Source organism: Bradyrhizobium sp. AZCC 2230, from assembly GCF_036924495.1.
In the GTDB taxonomy this organism is placed as follows: Bacteria; Pseudomonadota; Alphaproteobacteria; order Rhizobiales; family Xanthobacteraceae; genus Bradyrhizobium; species Bradyrhizobium rifense.
This window is the reverse complement of record NZ_JAZHRS010000001.1, coordinates 4758542-4779572: the sequence shown is the minus strand read 5'-3', so window position 1 is coordinate 4779572 and position 21031 is coordinate 4758542. Positions and strand designations below refer to the sequence as shown.

At 61.4% G+C, this 21031-nt stretch carries 24 protein-coding genes and 3 pseudogenes; 12 read left to right on the top strand and 15 right to left on the bottom strand.

Annotated elements, in window-relative coordinates; genetic code table 11:
- Positions 1–211 precede the first annotated feature (211 nt).
- Together V1280_RS22965 and V1280_RS22960 are read right to left on the bottom strand one after the other, a co-directional pair.
- A pseudogene (locus tag V1280_RS22965) lies at positions 212–532 on the bottom strand (PRC-barrel domain-containing protein); the annotation flags it as partial.
- A gap of 63 nt (positions 533–595) precedes the next feature.
- Positions 596–949: pseudogene (locus V1280_RS22960) on the bottom strand (PRC-barrel domain-containing protein); the annotation flags it as partial.
- A 321-nt stretch (positions 950–1270) separates the two neighbouring features.
- Here V1280_RS22960 and V1280_RS22955 point away from each other — a divergent pair.
- From V1280_RS22955 to V1280_RS22940, 4 genes and pseudogenes are all read left to right on the top strand, one after another.
- Positions 1271–1735: a (2Fe-2S)-binding protein gene (locus V1280_RS22955; RefSeq protein ID WP_334529216.1), complete on the top strand. Its 465-nt coding sequence runs from the start codon at positions 1271–1273 to the stop codon at positions 1733–1735.
- A gap of 9 nt (positions 1736–1744) precedes the next feature.
- On the top strand, positions 1745–3946 hold the full coding sequence (locus V1280_RS22950) for a xanthine dehydrogenase family protein molybdopterin-binding subunit (protein ID WP_334529213.1): 2202 nt from the start codon (positions 1745–1747) through the stop codon (positions 3944–3946).
- A complete protein-coding gene (locus tag V1280_RS22945; RefSeq protein WP_334529210.1) occupies positions 3943–5292 on the top strand; it encodes a cytochrome c in 1350 nt (449 codons plus the stop codon). The genes V1280_RS22950 and V1280_RS22945 overlap by 4 nt, the downstream gene beginning before the upstream one ends.
- A gap of 343 nt (positions 5293–5635) precedes the next feature.
- Positions 5636–6037: pseudogene (locus V1280_RS22940) on the top strand (integrase arm-type DNA-binding domain-containing protein); the annotation flags it as partial.
- A gap of 133 nt (positions 6038–6170) precedes the next feature.
- Here the strand turns inward: V1280_RS22940 and V1280_RS22935 are convergent.
- Entirely contained in the window at positions 6171–6908 is a 738-nt protein-coding gene (locus tag V1280_RS22935) for a DUF6894 family protein (RefSeq protein ID WP_334529207.1), read from the bottom strand.
- A 238-nt stretch (positions 6909–7146) separates the two neighbouring features.
- Here V1280_RS22935 and V1280_RS22930 point away from each other — a divergent pair, with 238 nt between their 5' ends.
- The 4 genes from V1280_RS22930 to V1280_RS22915 are packed head-to-tail and all read left to right on the top strand — an operon-like array spanning position 7147 to position 9064.
- Entirely contained in the window at positions 7147–7794 is a 648-nt protein-coding gene (locus tag V1280_RS22930) for a hypothetical protein (RefSeq protein WP_334529204.1), read from the top strand.
- 33 nt (positions 7795–7827) lie between these two features.
- Positions 7828–8079: a hypothetical protein gene (locus V1280_RS22925; RefSeq protein ID WP_334529201.1), complete on the top strand. Its 252-nt coding sequence runs from the start codon at positions 7828–7830 to the stop codon at positions 8077–8079.
- A gap of 25 nt (positions 8080–8104) precedes the next feature.
- Complete coding sequence (locus V1280_RS22920) at positions 8105–8839, top strand: Bax inhibitor-1/YccA family protein (RefSeq protein ID WP_334529198.1); 735 nt, start codon at positions 8105–8107, stop codon at positions 8837–8839.
- A gap of 24 nt (positions 8840–8863) precedes the next feature.
- Positions 8864–9064 carry a DUF2905 domain-containing protein gene (locus V1280_RS22915; protein ID WP_334529195.1) on the top strand — a complete coding sequence of 67 codons (201 nt, stop codon included), beginning with the start codon at positions 8864–8866 and terminating at the stop codon, positions 9062–9064.
- Positions 9065–9077: 13 nt separating this feature from the next.
- Here V1280_RS22915 and V1280_RS22910 read toward each other — a convergent pair whose 3' ends face one another.
- Positions 9078–9590 (bottom strand): hypothetical protein, encoded by a 513-nt coding sequence (locus tag V1280_RS22910; protein ID WP_334529192.1) that lies wholly within the window; start codon positions 9588–9590, stop codon positions 9078–9080.
- Between the two features lie 143 nt (positions 9591–9733).
- On the opposite strand from V1280_RS22910, the gene V1280_RS22905 reads away from it, so the two are divergent.
- Complete coding sequence (locus V1280_RS22905) at positions 9734–10021, top strand: hypothetical protein (protein ID WP_334529189.1); 288 nt, start codon at positions 9734–9736, stop codon at positions 10019–10021.
- A 69-nt stretch (positions 10022–10090) separates the two neighbouring features.
- On the opposite strand, the gene V1280_RS22900 is transcribed toward V1280_RS22905, so the two are convergent.
- Positions 10091–10303 carry a DUF6894 family protein gene (locus tag V1280_RS22900; protein ID WP_334529186.1) on the bottom strand — a complete coding sequence of 71 codons (213 nt, stop codon included), beginning with the start codon at positions 10301–10303 and terminating at the stop codon, positions 10091–10093.
- A gap of 344 nt (positions 10304–10647) precedes the next feature.
- Here V1280_RS22900 and V1280_RS22895 point away from each other — a divergent pair, with 344 nt between their 5' ends.
- From V1280_RS22895 to V1280_RS22885, 3 genes are all read left to right on the top strand, one after another.
- The gene (locus V1280_RS22895; protein ID WP_334529184.1) at positions 10648–11481 is read left to right on the top strand and encodes a universal stress protein; all 834 of its coding nucleotides are present in this window, start codon (positions 10648–10650) and stop codon (positions 11479–11481) included.
- Between the two features lie 157 nt (positions 11482–11638).
- The gene (locus V1280_RS22890; RefSeq protein ID WP_334529182.1) at positions 11639–11956 is read left to right on the top strand and encodes a DUF1772 domain-containing protein; all 318 of its coding nucleotides are present in this window, start codon (positions 11639–11641) and stop codon (positions 11954–11956) included.
- 95 nt (positions 11957–12051) lie between these two features.
- On the top strand, positions 12052–13236 hold the full coding sequence (locus tag V1280_RS22885) for a baeRF11 domain-containing protein (protein ID WP_334529179.1): 1185 nt from the start codon (positions 12052–12054) through the stop codon (positions 13234–13236).
- A 41-nt stretch (positions 13237–13277) separates the two neighbouring features.
- Here the strand turns inward: V1280_RS22885 and V1280_RS22880 are convergent, their stop codons facing one another.
- The 10 genes from V1280_RS22880 to V1280_RS22835 form a co-directional block, all read right to left on the bottom strand.
- Entirely contained in the window at positions 13278–13565 is a 288-nt protein-coding gene (locus tag V1280_RS22880) for a chaperone modulator CbpM (RefSeq protein ID WP_334529176.1), read from the bottom strand.
- 2 nt (positions 13566–13567) lie between these two features.
- Positions 13568–14482, bottom strand: coding sequence for a DnaJ C-terminal domain-containing protein (locus V1280_RS22875; protein ID WP_334529174.1), 915 nt, complete (start codon positions 14480–14482; stop codon positions 13568–13570).
- Between the two features lie 45 nt (positions 14483–14527).
- Positions 14528–15067: a nucleotide exchange factor GrpE gene (locus V1280_RS22870; protein ID WP_334529171.1), complete on the bottom strand. Its 540-nt coding sequence runs from the start codon at positions 15065–15067 to the stop codon at positions 14528–14530.
- Between the two features lie 50 nt (positions 15068–15117).
- Positions 15118–17043 (bottom strand): molecular chaperone DnaK, encoded by a 1926-nt coding sequence (gene dnaK, locus V1280_RS22865; protein WP_334529168.1) that lies wholly within the window; start codon positions 17041–17043, stop codon positions 15118–15120.
- 172 nt (positions 17044–17215) lie between these two features.
- Positions 17216–17686 carry an Hsp20/alpha crystallin family protein gene (locus V1280_RS22860; protein WP_334529166.1) on the bottom strand — a complete coding sequence of 157 codons (471 nt, stop codon included), beginning with the start codon at positions 17684–17686 and terminating at the stop codon, positions 17216–17218.
- 58 nt (positions 17687–17744) lie between these two features.
- On the bottom strand, positions 17745–18398 hold the full coding sequence (locus V1280_RS22855; protein ID WP_334529163.1) for a BON domain-containing protein: 654 nt from the start codon (positions 18396–18398) through the stop codon (positions 17745–17747).
- 232 nt (positions 18399–18630) lie between these two features.
- Positions 18631–19284, bottom strand: coding sequence for a hypothetical protein (locus tag V1280_RS22850; RefSeq protein ID WP_334529161.1), 654 nt, complete (start codon positions 19282–19284; stop codon positions 18631–18633).
- Between the two features lie 26 nt (positions 19285–19310).
- Positions 19311–19778, bottom strand: a complete 468-nt coding sequence (locus V1280_RS22845; RefSeq protein WP_334529158.1) for a PRC-barrel domain-containing protein — start codon at positions 19776–19778, stop codon at positions 19311–19313.
- 127 nt (positions 19779–19905) lie between these two features.
- The gene (locus V1280_RS22840; protein WP_334529155.1) at positions 19906–20445 is read right to left on the bottom strand and encodes a DsbA family protein; all 540 of its coding nucleotides are present in this window, start codon (positions 20443–20445) and stop codon (positions 19906–19908) included.
- A complete protein-coding gene (locus V1280_RS22835; RefSeq protein WP_334529152.1) occupies positions 20411–20923 on the bottom strand; it encodes a redoxin domain-containing protein in 513 nt (170 codons plus the stop codon). The genes V1280_RS22840 and V1280_RS22835 overlap by 35 nt, the downstream gene beginning before the upstream one ends.
- Positions 20924–21031: the final 108 nt, after the last annotated feature.

The following is a 21031-nucleotide window of genomic DNA, read 5'->3' as shown; positions in this document are numbered from 1 at the left end:
CGGCTTGTTTGCTCTTTTAGATTTAGCAGACGGTCACGTTAGCTCCCGAACTGAAGTCGAGACGCCCCCTGCGACGCCCCCTGCCGGGCGTCCGCTATCATTTCCCAAGGCAACCATGATTCGGGCGACCGCCGACAAGGTGGGCGACGAGAAATTCTCGTCCCTTCCCTACCGCTGTCCTCCCGGGATGTCGGCTGACTCCGGATCCGGCCTATTCCACAAGCCAATAGTATCTGACTTCCCAATAGTCGTAGACGTCCTGGTTGCGGTCCCGGTTCGCTTGCTCCCAGCTTTCCCCTTGTTCGATTTTCGGGGCGTTCTTGAGTTGCTCTTCGGTGACGTTCAGTTGGAAGCCGTCGGGCTTTTCATTGTAGGTCAACATCGACCAGGGAATCGGATATTGGTCCGCGCCGATGCCGAGGAAGCCCCCGAAACTCAGGATCGCATAGGCGATCCGGCCGGTGAGCTTGTCGATCATCAGGCGCTCGACCTTCCCGATGCGCTTACCGCGCTCATCATAGACCGGCATTCCCTCCACCCTGTCGCTTGTGATCAGGGATGAAGTTTGGCGCTCTTGCACCGGTGCGGGTTGCTCCCAATAACCATGGACCTCCTCGTCGCGGTCCCGGTTCGCTTGCTCCCAGCTTTCCCCTTGTTCGATCTTCGGGGCGTTCTCGAGTTGCTCTTCGGTGATGTCCACACGGTATCCGCCGAGCTTCTCATCGTAGTCCAGCATCGGCCAGGGAATCGGATAATGGTCCGCGCCGATGCCGAGAAAGCCCGCGTAGGCGACGCGGCCGCTGGCTTTATCGATCACAAGGCGCTCGACCTTCCCGATGCGCTTACCGTGCGCGTCATAGACCGCAGTTCCTTCCACCCGCTCGCTTGCGATCAGCGAAGATGTGGTTCCGTGCTCCGTCATGGGTGCGCGCTGTATTGTGGTCACCATAGTGTCGTCTCCTCGATTGCCGGCCCCCGTTGGGCATATGAAAACCGGTGCCTGGGCTCGGATCGCTGGTCGGTGGCCCCGCAGCCTTGCACTCTGTTGCAAGAGTTTACGCTGCCATCGCGCTCGTTGCGTTGACAGTCGTCAACGCTGGGAGGCCCTCGTCAACTTGACAGTGTCGGCACCGCAGGTCCGCGCTGCAAAAGATATCTCTGCTTTGTTGACGGATAGCAGCGCGATACGATCCAACCACCACCTCAATCCGTCCCTGGCAAGCTACACCGCGACCGGCGATGTCCGGTGATCGCCGAATTGGAGGTTCCGATGGCCACCACCCTGACAATCAATGGCGAGCCGAAATCGTTCGACGCGCCGGCGGATATGCCCCTGCTGTGGGTTCTGCGTGACGTGCTCGGCATGACCGGAACAAAATTCGGCTGCGGCATCGCGCAATGTGGCGCCTGCACCGTGCATATTGACGGCAAGCCGGTGCGTTCCTGCATGCTGCCGGTCGGCGCGATCCGCAATCGCCCCGTCACCACCATCGAAGGCGTCGGCGCGACGCCTTCTGGTGCGAAAGTGCAGAAGGCCTGGCTCGATCTCGAAGTGATCCAGTGCGGCTACTGCCAGCCGGGCCAGATCATGTCGGCCGCCGCCTTGCTCGGGGCCACCTCCAATCCAGACGACAGCGACATCGACGCTGCGATGGCGGGAAATATCTGCCGCTGCGGCACCTATGTGCGGATTCGTGCCGCCATCAAACAGGCCGCCTCCGGCCGCCAGTCGTAGGACCGCGCCATGATCCTTGCAGAAAAAACTAGTCTTGCCGAAAAGTTTTCCGGCCACGTTTCGCGCCGCACAGTGCTGACGACTGGTTTGGCGAGCGGATTTCTGCTCGCATTCCATCTCCCCCTGCCTGCGCTGGCGCCAAACGAGCCGCTGCAGCCGCCGGACGCGACGGAGGGCAAGTTCGCGCCCAATGCCTTCATTCGCATCGATCACGCCGGCCATACCACATTGGTGATGCCGCAGGTCGAAATGGGTCAGGGCGTTTACACCGCGATCGCGATGATCCTAGCCGAGGAACTCGACGCCGATTTTCCACATGTGACGCTCGAGCATGCGCCGCCAAACGACAAGCTCTACGGCAATCCGGTGTTTGGTCTTCAGGTCACCGGCAATTCCAATTCGATCCGGGCGTGGTGGACACAATTGCGCAAAGGCGGCGCCGGCGCCCGCGCCATGCTGGTCCAAGCCGCCGCGCAACAATGGCAGGTCGATCCGGCAAGCTGCACGGCGGCGAACGGCGAGGTCATCCATAAAGAGAGCGGACGCAGGCTTTCCTATGGCGCGCTGGCGCAAGCCGCCGGGAGCCAAACGCCGCCACAAGACGTCGCGCTCAAGGACCCGAACGATTTCGTGTTGATCGGCAAGCCGCTGAAGCGCCTCGACACGCCCGACAAGGCCAACGGCAAGGCCGTCTACGGGATCGACGCGATCCTCCCTGGCATGAAGTTCGCAACCGTGGCGGCGTGTCCGGTGTTCGGCGGCAAGATTCGTAAAGTCAATGACAGCGCCGCCAAGAGAATTCCCGGTGTGCAGAAGACCGTCGTCCTAGACGACATGGTCGCGGTGGTCGGCGACCATATGTGGGCCGCCAAGAGGGGTCTCGATGCGCTGGTGATCGACTGGGATGAAGGCCCGAACGCACGCATCACCTCCAAGGACATCTGGCAGGACATCCGCGCGGCTAGCGAAAAGGACGGCGTGGTCGCAAAATCCGAAGGCGATATCGCCAAGGGCCTCGCAACCGGCGAGCGGCTTGACGCGTCGTATGAGCTTCCATTTCTCGCACATGCGACGATGGAGCCGGTGAACGCCACGGTTCACGTCACACCCTCCTCCTGCGAAATCTGGACCGGTACCCAGATCATGACCCGGGTGCAGTCGGAGGCGGCGAAAGCGGCCGGGCTGCCGGTCGAGAGAGTGACCGTCAACAACCACCTGCTCGGCGGCGGTTTTGGCCGCAAGCTCGAGCCCGACATGGTGGTCGCGGCGGTGCGCGTGGCAAAGCAGGTCGATGGCCCCGTAAAAGTGGTGTGGACCCGCGAAGAAGACATCCAGCATGACGTCTATCGTCCGGTCTATCGCGACACGATTTCGGCGACTTTGTCCGACGGCAAGATCGTCGGCTGGAGATACAAGGTCAGCGGCGCGGCGGTGATCGCGCGCTGGCTGCCGCCGGCATTCCAGAAAGGCATCGATATCGACGCGATCGACAGCGCCGTCGATGCGCCTTACGACATTCCCAATTTCCACGTCGAGTATGTCCGCACCGAACCGCCGGCGGTGCCGACCGGGTTCTGGCGCGGCGTCGGTCCCAACAACAATGTCTTTGCGATCGAAAGCTTCATGGACGAACTGGCGCGCAAGGCGGGCAAGGATCCGATCGACTTCCGCCGCGGTATGCTGGGGAAGAACCCGCGTCTGTTGGCCGCGCTCAATCTGGTCGCGGAAAAAGCTGGTTGGGGCCAGCCGCTTCCCGCACGCATCGGACGCGGCGTCAGCGTGCAACCGTCATTCGGCAGCTTCATCGCAACTGTGGTGGAAGCGGAGGTCGATGAACAAGGCGAAGTGCATCTGCATCGCGTAACATCCGCGGTCGATAGCGGAATCGCCGTCAATCCCGATACCATCGTGGCCCAGCTCGAAGGCGGTTTGATCTTCGGCCTGACCGCTGCGCTCTACGGCGAGATCACCATCGACAAAGGTCGCGTTCAGCAATCCAACTTCCATGACTACCGCATGCTGCGCATCGACCAGACGCCGAAGATCGAGGTTCATATCATCAAGAGCGGCGAGGCGCCGGGCGGCATCGGCGAAACCGGCGTGACGGCGGGGCCGCCGGCGCTGCGCAACGCGATTTATGCCGCGACCGGCGTTGCCTTGCGGCGACTGCCGATCGACCGCTCGCTAATCGCTGTGGGGAGGAAAGAATGAGCTCCGCCACGCGCCGCATTCTCGTTAGCGTTACAGGGATCGTGGTGATCGCGGTGGTCGCGGCCGCCTGGATCCTGCGCGGTCCCGATCCGATGGCGTTTGCGGATGGCCCGAAGGTCAAGCTCGCAGATTACCACGGCCCCAATCCCACCGGCGTCCCGGCCGCGCTCGCCAAGGCGAGCCTGGTGGAACGCGGCGCCTATCTGGCGCGGGCGGCGGATTGCGAGGCCTGCCATACCACCCAGGGCGGCAAGCCCTATGCCGGGGGCCTCGGTTTCAAGCTGCCATTCGGCACGCTGTACTCAACCAACATAACTCCCGATAAAGACACCGGAATCGGCAATTACAGCGATCAGGATTTTCTCAATGCGGTTCGTCGCGGGATCCGCGAGGACGGCGCGCGGCTTTATCCGGCAATGCCGTTTACCTCCTACAGCTATATGACCGACGAGGACGCGCTTGCAATCAAAGCCTATCTGTTCAGCCTGTCGCCGGTGCGCGCGGAGGATCCCGAGAACACGCTGAAAGTTCCGTTCAACCAGCGCTGGGCGATGGGGTTATGGTCAGCGGTGTTCAATCGGGATACGCAGTTTGAGCCCGACACCTCGAAGACTCCGGAATGGAACAGGGGCGCTTATCTCGCGGAGGCGCTGGCCCATTGCGGCGAATGCCACACGCCGCGAAACTTGGCGTTTGCGCTGGACAACCGCAAGAAATTTGCCGGTGCCGTCACTGCAGGCTGGCGCGCCTACAACGTCACATCGGACAAGGCGACCGGCATCAGTGGCTGGAGCGACGACGATCTCGTCGCCTATCTTGCGATCGGCCACGCCAACGGCCACGGCACCGCTTCGGGGCCGATGGGCGAAGCGGTCGACCGCGGCTTGAACCATCTGGTGCCAGAGGACATCCGCGCCTTGACGGCCTATCTGCGTACGGTGCCGCCGATCACCTCGCCCGACCTGCCGGCGAGCGTGGCGCCGCCCGCGCCGGCCTCGCACAAGCAGGGAGGCGGCACACAAGAGGCGCGCGGCAAGATGGTATTCGAAGGCGCCTGCGTCAGTTGTCACGGCTGGACCGGCGAAAGTTCGATCTCGCCCTTTGCCACAATCACCGGAGCGTGGGCGGTCAACGATCCCAGTGCGGTCAATGTCGTCCAGGTCGTGCTTCACGGAACCAAGCGGCACACCCCACCCGACGCCATCTCGATGCCGGCGTTCGGCGATGCCTTTTCCGATACGGAAATCGCCGCGCTCGCCAATTACGTCACCGCGCGCTTCGGCAGCAAATCATCGCACCTCACCGCGCAAGACGTGGCGGAGTTGCGCCAGCAGGCGTCGGAGTAGAGGCCGCTGTCGACTGAGTGGTGCTGTGCGGCGCGCGGAGCGGCCCGCACCCTCAATTGTCATCCCGGGTCTTGCCTCGGCGAGCCCGATGACGGGCTTCTGCGAGTTATCCAGCAGGCCGCGGCCTTTCGGTTCTATCATGGACATCTCGAATGCTGGATCATCGGGTCAAGCCGGACGATGACAGTGGGGCGTGGCTGCGGGCGCCAATCATAAATTTTGGGATCGCCCTGCGCGCTCTCCGGATGCGAGCGACGTTCCAATCCGAAAGCCCGCCACCGATTCTCTCCAGCGTGCTTACGCGCTGTTTACGCGAGAGATCGCGCCCGGAACGAGGAACGGCATGGTCAAGATTACGAAGAGGGTCGTCGAGGCGGCGGAAGCCCAAGAGAAGGACTACCCCTGATCATGACGAACTGCCCGGCTTCGGATTCCGGATCTTTAGTTCTGGCAAGCGCAGCTACGTCATCGAGTATCGAACGAGAGGTCGCTCCCGTCGCTACACAATTTGGCTGCACGGAGCGTGGGCGCCAGAGACGGCGCCGAGAGGCAAAAGTACAACTCGGTCGCGTCGCTGGAGGTGATGATCCCGTCGAAGACCGCCAGCTCGATCAAAGGCGATTCCTGTAAAGGAGCTGTGCGCGCCCGCTATCTCGCCGATCTCCAAGCGGGACCCATACTCGGCAAAGGTAACCGCGCAAAGAAGCCGTCGGATATCGTCACCGACACTGGCCGCATTGAACGCCTGGCGCAGATGGCGCATGCAAATGATGGATCGCCGGCCGTCGATCCGCCGGGCAATGTGGTTTCGCGCGCGTTGCCGAAATAGGCGGCAAGTCCTTGCTCCATTGGAACAGCGCTAAACTTGCGACCAGGCGTTATCGGCCAATCCGCACGCGCGCAATTGGGCGTCCCCTGGCGTTCGTGACGAGAACCGATGCTCCATGCCAGCTGTCGTCTTGCGCCAGTTCCAGGGCGATCGTAAGCGCATGCGCCGCAGCCTGATCCGGCGTTGAATGGACGGATCCTGTTTCGTCCGCATACCACTTGCCATTGTCGATATGGAAATAAAACCGGCTGCTATCAGACGAAAGTTCGGCGGCGGGTTCATGGCGTGCACCAATTGTCGAACGCGAATGCTCGACGTTGTGCTCGGCTGCTCGCCGCAAGGAATCCGTCACCAGCTCGATGAGGGAATCGAGCTTCGCGGGAAAGCTCCGGCCGATCTGCTGATGAATACCGAAGGTGACGCGATAGTCGCGCGCATCGACAAGCCGCGCCCCAAGAATGTCGCGAACGCCGCATGCCAGTACAAAATCGTTATACCATTCGCTTCTGCGCAATACCGGATCCGGGAAGCATTCGGAGAGTTTTTTCCAGCTTCGATCGAGCAACGGCGAGTATGGGTCGAGGGCGGCGTAGTGCCTGATATAATCGGACTTGAATTCAGCGCTCAGGCCGAAAAAACAGGCCTCTTCCACATTTCCCGTGCTCTTGTTCGAAATGATCAGGGCGGCGCCTGCGACGCCGGCCGCCTCCGTCAGCGCCTTGAGCGCATCGGGCCACGCCTCCCGCGAAGCCGCGGCATCCTGGAGCGCTGAAACAAGAGTGGACATGCGAACCGCATCCTCATGACCCGGCTGGAGGAGGTCAGCGAACCCGCAACCTCTTTGCGGATACGCAGACAATCGCCCGCCGAGATTGGCAAAAGACTGTGCTCACATCACGGCGAAATCCCCGACGTTCCCTTGACATTCGTCAAGGTGATGGAACGGGGCGACGAAGAAAATCGACATCGCTAATTTTGTCGCGCCGGTCTCGGCCGATCCGCGGCTTACGCGATGGGACCATGTCATGCTGATCACCATCTGTCGTCTCTACGATTCATATGCCGACGCGAACCGGGTCGTCATCGGGCTCGAAGCCGAAGGCATAGCGCTGTCGGAAACCAGCCTCATCTCGAATAATTCCGACAGCTGGTACCGGACCGGGAAGGCCTCCAACGTGGTTCCGCTGCGGAAGCAGGGCGCGAGCGGAGATGCTGCGACCATCGGCAAATTCGAGGACGCTGCGGTCGGGGTCGCGATCGCCGCGACAGCGGCGACCGCTGCCAGTCTTGTCACCATGCTCGCGCTTCCGGGCGTCGGCGCGGTAGTCGGCGCCGGATGGCTTGCGGCGCTGTTGGGCAGCATGGCGATCGGCGGCGCAACCGGCGGCCTGCTTGGCGCGCTGACCAATGCCGGCATCAGCGAAGAGGATGCACATGTGTTTGTCGAGGGCGTGCGTCGCGGCGGAACACTGGTTGCCGCGCGAGTATCGCCGACTGACGTGCCGCGAATAGAGGCGATGATGAACCAATCCGCGGTTAAGCTTGGGGAGCGCTGTGACCTCTACCGCAATCCGATTGGCATTCGTTCGATCCGTTCGCCAAGCCCTATACCGCCGACCAGGTTCGCAGCGAACGTACGCTGCATGCTCACTAACGGGCCGGCCGGGCGTTGACGTCCGTCAAGGCCACGCCATCTGGAGGTGGCAATGATCCTTGAGCAGCTGATATTGGGAATCCTGGTGGTCGCGGTCGTGGTCCTGCTGCTGCCGTTCCTGCTGGTGATGGCCGGCGTCGCGGTGGCGACGGTGTTCTGGTTTGCTGCGTTCGCCGCCTTATTGGGTGCTTGGATGTTCTGGTTGGTGTTCCCCGGTACCTACGGTGTCGCCGTCCTGCTGCTGGCGCTGCTCATCGGACTGCTGCTGATCGACCGGCGATCCCGGCACGGCGCTTATTGGTAGATGTGAGCAACCACAGGAGCAAGAAATGAGCTATTTTGATTCCGATGCTCGCAGGGCTTCACGCGGAACAGGCTTTCCGCCGTCGGCCGGCGCCCAGATCGACGCAGGCCTGCGTGCCCATGTGCAACGTGTCTATGGCTATATGGCCGGCGGACTGGCACTGACCGGTATCGTTGCCTACGCCGCGGCGGCCTCGGGTTTCTATCAGTCCATTGCGGCCACGCCGCTGATCTGGCTCGTGATGCTGGCTCCGCTCGGCTTCGTGCTGGTGCTCAGTTTCGGCATCCAGCGCATGAGCGCAGAAACGGCGATGCTGCTGTTCTGGCTCTATGCCGCCGTCATGGGGCTCTCGCTCGGAAGCATCTTCCTGGTGTTCACCGGTGAATCGATTGCGCGCGTGTTCTTCATCACGGCGGCGACCTACGGCGTCATGAGCCTCTATGGCTATACGACTAGGTCCGATCTTTCGCGCTTCGGCTCGTTCCTCATGATGGGCCTGATCGGTATCGTGATCGCCTCCCTCGTCAATATCTTTGTCGGGTCAAGCGCCCTTCAGTTCGCCATCTCCATCATCGGGATCATCGTATTCGTGGGCCTTACCGCCTATGACACCCAGCGCATCAAGGAGATGTATCTGGAGTCCGACAGCGCTGATATCGCCGGCAAGAAGGCCGTGCTCGGCGCGCTGTCGCTCTACCTCGATTTCATAAATCTGTTCATGATCTTCCTTCAGTTGTTCGGTCAGCGCCGCGACAATTGACGGAAGAAGCGAGGATTGACTGCGATGGCGCGTGTTCTGATCGTCCTCGGCCTTGTGATCCTGGCAGCCGGTATGCTCTGGCCCTTTTTGAGCCAGCTCGGACTGGGACGGCTGCCCGGTGATATCGTGATCGAGCGGGAGAATATGACGCTGTATTTTCCGCTCGCGACATGCCTGCTCATCAGCTTGCTGCTCAGCGTGGCGCTGTGGGTCGTGAACCGATGACGCGGAGTCGGCATTATCTTAGCGAATGTCGGGTGCCGCGCGATGCCCTGTTGGGCGAAGCTGTACGAGTACGCTTCGACACCGTTGCAGCCTTGCGGCCTTCCAGCATGCCGTGCAGGTGGGCTGCCGCATTCTCGATGTCGTAATGTCGGTATTGGCCGGCTCGGCTTTCCGCAGCAAGTACGCCACAACGGTGAATATCCCTGAAATCTCCGAAGGGAAACGCGTAGTGCGCCTTGGTATTTTCGGGCCTCTCGTCGTTGATCCCCAAAAACCATTTGCCGTATTCGGCAAAACCGCGGAGACGGATATATTCGCTTTCCTGCAGTGCAGACGGTTGGTGCTCGCTCCAGTCATCGCGCTCGTCGAATACGAATCGTCCTTCATCGATCAGCGTTTTGGCGTGCTCATACGCTCGTCGGTTAAGAGTCACGGCCATGGAGGTTCTCCTGTTTAGGTCGGTGTTGCCGAGGCCGGCAATGCCATAGAAGACAAGCCGGGCGTTCGACGCGCTGACGGCGATCAATAATCGCGTTTCTTAGTCGGGCACTTGACGAACGCCAATGCGGTCGCCGTCCGAGCCGCTACCATCACGCTGTCGCGGATGTGTGTCCGGAACTTCGTCTTGCCGGGTACTGGATTTCGCCGCAACGTAAAAGTGGAGATCGCATGATGAAAAAGACCCTGGCCACACTCGCAGTTGCTGCAACCGTCGCGATCGGTGCGGTTACGTTCCCGACACCTGCAGATGCCCGATGGCATCGTGGCTTCCCTGTTGGCCCCGTTATCGGCGGCCTGGCGGCGGGCGCCATCCTGGGTGCCGCGCTTGCCGCACCTAGGCCATACTACGGTGAAGTCTACGAGCCGGTCTATTTCGGGCCCCGATGTTACGTCCGGCGCGAACGGTTCTGGGACGGATGGGGTTGGCGCGTTCGCCGGATCGAAGATTGCTACTGAAGCTGCTGTCGGCGTCGCGAGTCATCTTTCGGACACGGACGGAGGGTCGGGAATTCGACGACGGTCGTTTTAGTCGCCACATTCCGACAGCCGAACTTCGAAAAGTCGCCGACCGTCTTCGACCACGACGATCGCCGCGTTCGTCGATTCTCCGCCGTGCACCAGTTCGGCCGCGACGCGCCTGGCGTGTTGCAAGGCCACGGAAACATCCGCGAGCACTTCGCCCTCCTCGTCCTTGAATAGGGATGCTTCGACCCGGAAGTGAAAGAAGTAGCGAGGCATGGGCTAGGTAGATCGACTTGGTAGATCGACTTGGATTCAGGAACGCCGTTCCCGGCAAAATCGGGACAACACGGAATGCCACGGCTTAAGCGCAAGCCAACGAGTGACCGCGCGGGAACGTGAAACAGGTGATCATACAGGTGATCATGCAGAACGGTGCCGTTACAACCGCGATTGGGCGGCTTGGTTCCTGATGAATGCGTGAACGTGAACAATTTGATGGTCGTCGCCCCCGCTTCTATCAATGACGGGCCACGTTCGTTGACCGGCATCAATGCCAAAAGTGGCGGGATGCTCGACAGTACCCTCTGCGACGGCCCGGCGTTTGCTCTCGGAGCATCTCTATGATCAAGGACGTTGTCATCAATCTGGAGCATCAGGTCGCGCGCAATCCGGCTCGCGACTTTGCCATTTCGATCGCGGAAATCTGCGACACCCATCTCGCGGGAGTGGCTTTCGCATACACTCCGGAGTTTCCGGGCTATGTTGTGCTGGAATTGCCGCCTGACATCGTGGCCCAGATGACCGCTGAAAGCGAGAAATCCGCGGTGGCCGCAATAGAGCGCTTCGATGCGGCAGCCAAACGGAGCTTGATTTCAGCGGAGCACCGGTTGCTCAGGACGCAGGGCGCGGAGGCGCCGGCGATCCTGGCGAACCTGGCTCGGCGCTTCGATCTCAGCGTGCTCATGCAATCCGAGCCCGGTCGCGTCGACAACGATGACATGATCGAAACCGCGCTATTCCAGTCCGGACGGCCGCTCATCGTGGTACCGTATATTCAAAAGGACGGGCTGAAGCTTCATCGCATGGTGTGCTGCTGGGACGGCAGCCGCGCGGCAGCCCGCGCGCTCAACGATGCGCTGCCATTACTGACCAGGGCGAACACGGTCGATCTGCTGATCGTGCTGAATGAGAAGACAAACAGCGAGAACAGGGAAGTCCGCGGCGTCGAAATGGCGAAGCACCTCGCGCGCCATGATGTCAAGGTTCAGCTCGAAAGGATTCCTGCGCCCGACATCGACGTCACTAGCGCCATACTCTCCTATGTCGCCGATAATTCCGGAACGCTGATCGTTATGGGTGGTTACGGCCATTCCAGACTGCGTGAGGTCATCCTGGGCGGCGTGACCCGCGATATGCTGAAATCGATGACCGTTCCTGTGTTCATGTCGCATTGAGGGATGAGCCAACGGTCTCGCGTCAGGAGCGCCAAGCGATGCGGCCCGGTCTCTACGCCTTCGCTGTCGCAGCCGCCTTCCTCGGCGCCACGATTTACATCAGCCTTGTCGAGCAGCCGGCCCGGCTGAGGCTTAATGGCCGTGCGATGGTTCAGGAATGGAAACTGAGCAACCGGCGCGGCACGCTGGACTGTCAGTGCTTGCGGTCCTCTCGGCCACGACCGCCTTCATCCAGTTCAGGGTGAATGGCGACGTCCGCTGGACCATCGGAGGCATCACCATTCTGGCGAGCTGGCCGTATGCCTATTTCGTGATGATGCCGGTGAACATCTGGCTCTTCGCCATTCCACTCGGGAAGCCGGTTTCGCCGATCCGGAAACTGATGCGCGACTGGGGACTCCTGGAATGGGGGCACATCCTGATCGGGCTAGCCGCCTGTTGCGCATTCGCCTGGCCGCTCGAGATGCCGCCTTGATTGACGGCCATCAATGCCGGTGTGCGGTGCTTCAGCGAACATCGCTCTAGATTGGATATGAAAGACGGTCTCCCGGCCGCCTGAAGCGAGGGCCGATGCTCCATATCGAGATTCCGAGCCTGGAGGAGTTCAAGGCGCTCGCGCAGGTCAAGGGTGAAACCTGCGTTTCCCTGTATCTGCCGACGTCTCCCCTCGGTGCCAGTGCCAAGGTCAATCGCACCGCCTTCAAGGACCTCGCCAAGGACGCCCTGTCTCAGTTGAAGGAGGCAGGTATCGGCAAGGTTGAGTTTACCGCGTTCGCGGAGCAATTCGATCGTCTCGCAGGCGTCGAGCCCGATGTCCAGGACCAGGAAAAGGTCCGAAGGCATCGGCACGCAAAGCCGGACCCGGTCGATTCCTTCTGGCACTATCAGGCCAATGGGCTGGCGGTGCTCGCCACATCGAGCGCAACGCGAACATTGCGTCTCCCGAATTCGCCAAAGCCTCTGGCAGAGGTCGCGGACCGATTCCATCTGACGCCGCTGATACGGGCGATGACTTCGCGGCACGATATCTACGTGCTCGCGCTGGCGAAAGAGAGCGTTCGGCTGGTCCATGCGTTCGCCAATTTGCCGCCGGAGCGGCTGCAGGTTCCGGGCCTGCCTGCGAATGCGGGGGAGGCGACGCGGCGGCCATCGGTTCACGTCCGGGCGCCAAGCGGCCACCTGCAGAATCTGGAAGGAGAGAAGGTGTTGCTGCAACAATATGTCAGGAAGGTCGAGCAGGCCGTCTACGGCGTGCTGGCCAAACGGAACACGGCGCTGGTTCTGGCGGCGGCGGAGCCGCTCGCGTCGATGTTCCGTTCGGTCAACACCTATCCGGGACTGGCACATGAGATGATCGAGGGAAATCCGGATCAGACGACGGATGCCGAACTGGAAGATGCAGCGATCCCGATCCTGGATCGGCTTTATTCCCGCGATCTGGCCGCCGTGATCGCCCGTTACGACGAACTGAAGCCGCGCCTCGCAACTACGGACGTGTCCTATGCCGCGCATGCCGCGACCGCTGGTGCCATCGATCAGCTCCTCGTCGATCTTGATGCCGTCGTTCCCGGCCTCGTCAGCGACGTCGACGGCAGCGTTACCTACGCAGCCTCCGATGATGCCGAGACTTACAGCGTCGTCGATGAAGTCGCGCGGCGCGCGCTTTACACCGGCGCCAGGGTAATGGGCGCGCGGAGGGAGGAGTTGCCGGATCGAGCCCCGCTCACCGCCATTCTTCGCTACGCGTTTCATTGAAGAGCGCGTCGTATTCCCGCGCCACCGGTCAGCCGGGATCCTCAGCCGGAATCCCTGGCCCGGTCGGTCGTTTCGATCGCGTGGATATCCCTCACCAGGGAACGCAGTCCGTGGAGCTGGTCGAGGAGATGCAGGATGATCGCAATGCCTTCGTCGTTGACGCCAAGGTCCAACTTGAGATCCCGGATCAGCCGGGCCCGCGCGAGATCGGCATCAGAGAATTGAAGAGCGCTGCCGTTGGCGCGCGGTATCAGCCATTCCTCATCAATCCAGATGTTCAATGTTGCTGCATCAAGATGCGATCGGCTGATGAATTCCTGGGTCTCCACGGTCACACTCCCATCGATTGCCGTGGACTGTCCGCCACCGGCTGCCACTGCGCGACGAATTTCTCGAACTCCCGATCGGGCTTTTGCGGAAGCACCAGCTTCAGTGTGACGTATTGATCGCCTTTGCTGCCGTCGGCGCGCGGCACGCCGCGGCCCTTCAGTCGGAGAACTCGCCCGGTATTCGACCATTTCGGCACCGCCGCCGTGACCATTCCGCTCGGGGTCGGCACCTTGATCTTGGCGCCCAGCACCGCCTCCTTCAGGGAGATCGGCAAATCCAGATAGATGTCGTCGCCCTTGCGGATGAAATAGGGATGCGGCAGCACGCTGACCTCGATCAGCGCATCGCCGGGCGGGCCGTCTCCCACCCCCGAGCGACCTTTGCCTTTCAAGCGTAGAACCTGACCGTCCCGCGTGCCCGGCGGGATGCTGACGTCAAGCGCGGAGCCATCGGGGAGCACGAGAGATTGCTTGCCACCGTTGATGGCATCCAGGAACGTAAGATTGAGATGGTAGTGCACGTCCTGGCCGCGCCGGCGGCGGCCTGCGCGGTCGCCGCGGCCGAAGATTTCGGAGAGAATATCCTCGGCGCCGGAGTAATCGCCGAAATCGGAAAAGCCGGCATTGTTGGTGTAGGCCGACCAGCCCCCTTGATCGGCGAAATCGCGGTAATATTGCTGGCGTGGCCGCTCCGTTCCCGAAGCGTCAATCTCGCCGCGGTCAAAGCGCGCGCGCTTTTCCGGGTCGCTCAGCAGGTCATAGGCGGCCGAAACTTCCTTGAACTTGTCTTCCGCTGTCTTGTTGCCGGGGTTCAAGTCGGGGTGCAGCTTCTTCGCCAGGCGGCGATAGGCCTTCTGAATTTCGTCTGACGTAGCGTCCTTTTTCACGCCCAGCGTTGTGTAGGGATCTGCGGCCAATGCCCACTCCTGTTTGCGCCTGGCTCACGGCGAGCGAATGCAGCGTCATGGTTGTTCCGCTTGCGACGATGGCTGCCGGGGCTTGGCCACCACCACACGCGCCGGCCGTAGCAGACGGTCGTGAAGCATGTAGCCGTCCTCCAGAACCTGGGCCACGCTGCCGGCCGGCTGGTCTGTCTCGTCCGTCTCCATCACCGCTTCGTGCTTTTTGGGATCGAACGGTTGGTGGAGAGCCTTGATTTGCTCGACGCCGAAGCGATTGAGAATCTGAGTCAGGATGCGGTCGGTGGCGGCAACGCCCTCGATCAGCCCGTCGGTTCCGCTCGCCTCGCGGCCTGCCGCGCCGGCATCGATGGCGCGGTGGAGATTGTCGACAACCTGCAGCAACTCACGGGCAAAGTTCGTGATCGCGTATTGGCCGGCGTCCTGCGCACGCCGTTCGCCCTGCCGCCTGGTATTTTCCGTCTCGGCCAAAGCGCGCATCAACCGCTCGCGCAACGACGCGATTTCGCCCGCGTTGTCGTTGTCTTGGGCTTCGCCCGCGACTGACGGGCCGGCATCCTTATCCATTGTGTTCGTCGTCATGCCGTTCTCCTGCGTCTCACCGCGTCGAGGCAACTTGAAGTCTCAAGGCCTCAGGATGCCCTGCGGTCGCGGGGATCGACCTCTTCGAATTCGGCGTCGACGACGTCGTCGCCGGAAGAGCCGCTGCTGGCGCTCGCTTGCCCGCCTGCGCCACCGGCTCCCTGCGAGGCCGCTTGCGGCTGGCTGAGGGCTTCACCGATCCTTGACGCCGCTTGCTGCAGACGGTCAGCCGTCTGACGGATGGTTTGCGGGTTGTCCGCCGTCAGGCTCTGCTTCGCGTCGGCGATCGTCTGCTCGACCTGCTTCTTTAGGTCAGCGGGAATCTTCGTCTCCGATTCCCTCAGCAACTTCTCAGTGGAGTAGATCACCGCATCGGCGTGGTTGCGCGCCTCGACGAGTTCCTTGCGCCGCTTGTCCTCATCGGCATGGGCTCCGGCCTCCTTGACCATCTTCTGGATGTCGGCCTCGCTCAGCCCACCGGACGCCTGGATCCGGATGCTCTGTTCCTTGCCGCTCGCTTTGTCCTTGGCCGATACGTTGACGATGCCGTTGGCATCGATATCGAACGTAACTTCGATTTGCGGCATGCCGCGCGGCGCCGGCGGGATGCCGACCAGATCGAACTGGCCAAGAAGCTTGTTGTCGGCCGCCATCTCCCGTTCGCCCTGAAACACGCGGATGGTGACCGCGGTCTGGTTGTCCTCCGCCGTCGAGAATACCTGGCTCTTCTTGGTCGGTATTGTTGTATTGCGATCGATTAGCTTGGTCATCACTCCGCCGAGCGTCTCGAGGCCGAGCGACAGCGGGGTGACGTCGAGCAGCAGCACGTCCTTGACGTCGCCTTGCAGCACGCCGGCCTGGATCGCCGCGCCGATGGCCACGACTTCGTCCGGATTGACGCCCTTGTGCGGCTCGCGCGCAAACAGCTTTTGGACGATCTCCTGAACCTTCGGCATGCGGGTTTGGCCGCCGACCAGCACAACCTCGCTGATATCGGACGCCTGCAAGCCAGCGTCCTTTAGCGCAGCCTTGCACGGGTCGATCGTGCGCTGGATCAGGTCGTCGACCAGCGCTTCCAGCTTCGCGCGCGACAGCTTGATGTTGAGGTGCTTCGGCCCGTTCTGATCTGCGGTAATGAACGGCAGATTGACGTCGGTCTGGGTGGCGCTGGAAAGTTCGATCTTGGCCTTTTCGGCGGCGTCCTTGAGCCGCTGCAGCGCCAAGCGATCCTTGCGCAGGTCGATGCCTTGCTCCTTGCGGAATTCGTCGGCCAGATAATCCATGATCCGCTTGTCGAAATCCTCGCCGCCGAGGAAGGTGTCGCCGTTGGTCGCCTTGACCTCGAACACACCGTCGCCGATCTCGAGGATCGAGACGTCGAAGGTGCCGCCGCCGAGATCGTAGACCGCGATCTTGCCGCTGCCCTTCTTGTCCAGCCCGTAGGCAAGGGCGGCCGCGGTCGGCTCGTTGATGATGCGCAGCACTTCAAGCCCGGCGATGCGACCGGCATCCTTGGTTGCCTGGCGCTGCGCGTCGTTGAAATAGGCCGGCACGGTGATCACGGCCTGCGTCACCTTGCTGCCGAGATTGGCTTCCGCGGTCTCCTTCATCTTGGTGAGGATGAAGGCGCTGATCTGGCTCGGGCTGTATTTTCTGCCCTTGATCTCGACCCAGGCGTCACCATTGTCGCCGCGTACGATGTGGTAAGGCACCATCGTCTTGTCTTTTTCGGTGATGGGGTCGTCGTAGCGCCGACCGATCAGCCGCTTGATGGCGTAGACCGTATTTTCCGGATTGGTGATGCTCTGGCGCTTGGCCGGCTGCCCGACCAGCACTTCGCCATCGTCGCTGAAGGCGACCATCGATGGCGTGGTGCGGGCGCCCTCGGCATTTTCAATGACCCTGGCCTTGCTTCCCTCCATCACGGCAACGCAAGAGTTGGTGGTTCCGAGATCGATGCCAATTGCTTTCGCCATGATCAGGCTCCTTGGTTAGGGTCGCGGTTCGTGCTCTCGATGTACAGTGCGTCGCCGGTCCGTGCCTCGGCGGGAATTCAAATCGGGCGTCGCGTCGATCGTTCGACCGCGTGCGGGGCGCGCAAGCGTTGGAGGAGGGCACCGCCAGCGCGTCCCGCTACCTCTCGGCGTCTCAAGCGGCTTCCTTGACCTCGATTTTCTTCGGTGCCGATTTGGCCGGTTTCGGAATTGTGAGCTTCAAGACTCCATTGGACATCGTGGCTTGGACGCTCGATGGATCGATGCCGGGGGGCAACTGCAACACGCGCAGGAACACGCCATAGCTGCGCTCGCTGAGCTGGACGTTTTTGTCCTTCTGCTTTTCCTCGACCTTCTTCTCGCCGCGGATCGTCAGGGTATCGTCCTCGATCGAGATCTCGACGTCCTTGCGTTCGAGTCCCGGCATCTCCGCACTGACCTCGATCGCCTTTTCGGTTTCGGTGATTTCGATGTTGGGGACGATGGACTGCGCGCCGCCTGGACCGATGCCTTGCGCGAATTCGTTGAACAGGCGGTCAATCTCCCGGTGCAGCCCAAACAATCCGAAATCCGGCCGCATCAGCGCGCCGCCTTCACGGAACGGAACCAGCGATTTTAACCTCATGGGATTCTCCTTTTGTCTTGGATGGGACTATCTCTGGCGGACAATGCGGCTCGCCGTGCTACGGACTGACTACGATCCGATCTTCGACGTGGGTGATGCCAGGCGCCGACCACGCGACGCGCTCGGCTTCCTCGCGTTCGATCCAGGAGCGAACGGTACCCTTGAGGATCACCTCGCCGCCGTTAGCTTCGACGGTGATCCGATTGGCGTCCACCTCGGCGTTGCGCTTGAACGCTTCCTGGATCTTGCGCTGGATGTCGGTAGGTTGGACCTTGGGCTTGACCGTGATGACGTTGGTCACGCCCTTGACGCCTTTGACCTTTCGCACGGCGCTCTCGGCGGCAGTCTTCTGATATTGCCACTCCGCCGCTCCCTCCAAGGTGATCCAGCCGCTCTTGACAACGATCTTGATCTTGTCGTGCGAAATCGGCAGCTCCGACTTCAGGGCGGCAACCGCGTCCCTGGCTATGTCCGGATCCGGACGCTGATCGATCGCTGGCAGGCGGACCTCGATGTCATTTGCGACCGCGTGAACCCCGGCGACGCGCTTGACGGCAAGTTCGGCTTCCATCCGGTCGGTGTAGCTGTGAGTGAAGCCCGCCAGCGTAACAACGCCATCCTTGACGGAGACGGCGATGTCTTCCGCGTCAAGGTCTGGATCCCATTTCAACTCTTCACGGACATCGCGCTCGATTTCACTATTGGATTTCATGGTTGGCTCCTGGTCTGCGAGTTGCGGGCTCGGTGTGATAACGCTACCGATCGTGATCGATCCTATGAGTGATCGCGCCGGCGGCCATGACGATGATCAACTTCCGCCCCAAGTTTTATCGGCGGTTGTATAAATCTCAGTTCGCCCGGGAGCCGCGGATGTCGCCATGCTCCCGGCAGGCGACAAAAGTTCGTGCTGGATCGACGGCGACAGGTCTTGGATGCAAGTCGCGCTACGGCTGTCCCAGCCGTTCGTCACCGAGCCATGGATCGGGGCGCAGCGAATGGAGCGGAAGATCGTCGGTTCGTCGGGCCAGTTCGATTTCATGAACGTGGACCGCGTCGCCGCCGTGCCGCATCAGGATCTCCTGAGCTAGCGCTTCCTTCTCCGGCGAACTGACCCGTACCCAGATCAACAGGCCGTCCCATTCGGAAAACTTGTCCAGTCCCCGCCTGCGCTCCTGGTCGAACCGGCGACGTACCACGAGCACGGCGATGCCGGCGACGACCAGCCCGCACAGTATTGACAGAATGCCGATGACGAGCGGCCTCACGTCCTTCACCACGAGAAAGCACGCTATTGCCACTGCAGCGGCGCAACCGGCAATGCTGCCGACGACGGCCTGGGTGCCGGCGATATCGTCGCCGCCGGTGAAAGGGCGCCTCGGCGTGATCGGGATATCGGCAAGATCTGCCGGGGGAATCGACGCGTAGTTCAAGCGCCGCTGCAGCTCATCGGCAGGGGCGCTGACATCGATGTCCGCGCGATCGAATCCCGCAACAAGCAATTCCTCGGCGGCGTCGACGAGCGCCTTCCGTGCGTGGAAGACGCCCGTCACTTCGCGGGTGCGCATCCGGTCTAGGATATCGTCTGGTGACGCACGCATGGATGTTTTCCGAACAGCGGTTCCGATCACGCCGGATAGTTGAATGCCGATAGCTTCTTCAGTTCGTCCTTGGACGCGCCGGGCAGGGTGATCTTCTGGCCGGTCTCATCGATCACAAGGCTTTCATACGGTACGACCACAAGATGTCCGCCGAGGCCGAGGAAGCCGCCGACCTGCAGCACCGCGAAACTGAGCTGCTTCTTGTCCTTGTCCGCGACCACGTCGTCGACGGTCCCGATCTTTTCGTTCTTGTCGTTGATCACGGTAGTGCCGATCAGCTTGCTCATCCGATAGCCCTTCGCCACGACCGAAAGATCGACCTTGATGAGCTGCACTCCTGCCTGCGGCAATGCCGGACCGGCGGCGAGGGCGACCGCAAGCGCGGTCCAGATCATCCAGCCTGAATAGCGTCGCGCCGGACGCGTTGGGCTGTGCGGTAACGGAGTCGCGTCGACATGCGATTGGGATGGCGTCTGAAATCCGAAGGCAACCATGGCTCTCTCCTGAGGTCTTGAGCAGGGTTGCAGGAATAATCCGGAAGCCTCGATGCGGCACTGATCATTGTCAATTCGTGGAGGGTTTTTGATTCGCAGGATTGCACCGATGCCGCCCGCGGGGCGGCTATGCGCTCGTGTCGGTGGCGAGGCGCATCTGGATTGCTGCCACCAAGGAAGCAGAATCGTAACCACCGTCATGCCGCACGCCATTGATGAAGAAGGTCGGAGTGCCATTCACGCCGCTGCGGATTCCACCCATAAAATCGCTGCGCACCTTGTTTCTGTATTGCCCCGTCTCCAGAGCGTTCCGCAGTTCCGTCTCGGTTAATCCGAGTTGTTCGGCGATCAGGAAGATCGTTGGCAGGCTCAACCTGCTCTGGTTCGCAAATAGGGCGTCGTGCATATCCCAGAATAGCCCGGCTGCGCCTGCGAATTCGGCGCTTTCGGCGGCGATCTCGGCGTGCGGATGAACTTCGGTCATGGGGAAGTGGCGGAACACGAACCGCATGCGCCCGCTGAAATACAGTTGCACCCGGTCGACAATCGGATGGGCCAGCGCGCAATGCGGGCACTCATAGTCGCCGTATTCCACAAGCGTGATCGGCGCCGATTCCGGTCCGCGAACATGATCACTTTTCGTGATGGGCGTTGTCAAATTGGCCATGGCCATTGGCCCCATCTGTGAGGTTTTCGAGGGCGTCGAGAATTCCGTCGGCGCCGGGATTGACCGCGATCGGGGAGCAATAGCTCCACGCAATAACCCCCTGTCGATCGAGCACGAACAGCGCGCGTTCGCAGACCCCTTCATTGGCACGATAGGCGCTGTATTTCCGCGCCACTTCGCCCTTTGGTTCAAAATCGGCGAGCAACGGAAAGTGCAGGCGGCGATCGCGGGCAAAGGCGGCATGGCACCAGACGCCGTCGACCGAGACACCCAGCAACTCGGCCTTGTGCTTGTGGAACTCCGGAAGAACTTGGTTGTACAGCGTCACCTGATCGCCACAAACCGGACTCCAGTCGGCCGGATAGAACGCCAGTATTACGGGCCTTCCTCGGAGGTTCGAGAGCGTGAGGCTTTGATCAGGGGTGACCCGCAGCGTGAAATCCGGTGCAGCGGTCCCGGCAGCCAGAATGGATGACATTTCGTGCCTCGAACGTGTCGAGAGGGATGGGTCGTTCGGAACTGCAACGTTACAATTAGCGCGACTTCGCGTCGTTGACTGCAGTCAACTTCCTGTACCTCCATGTTC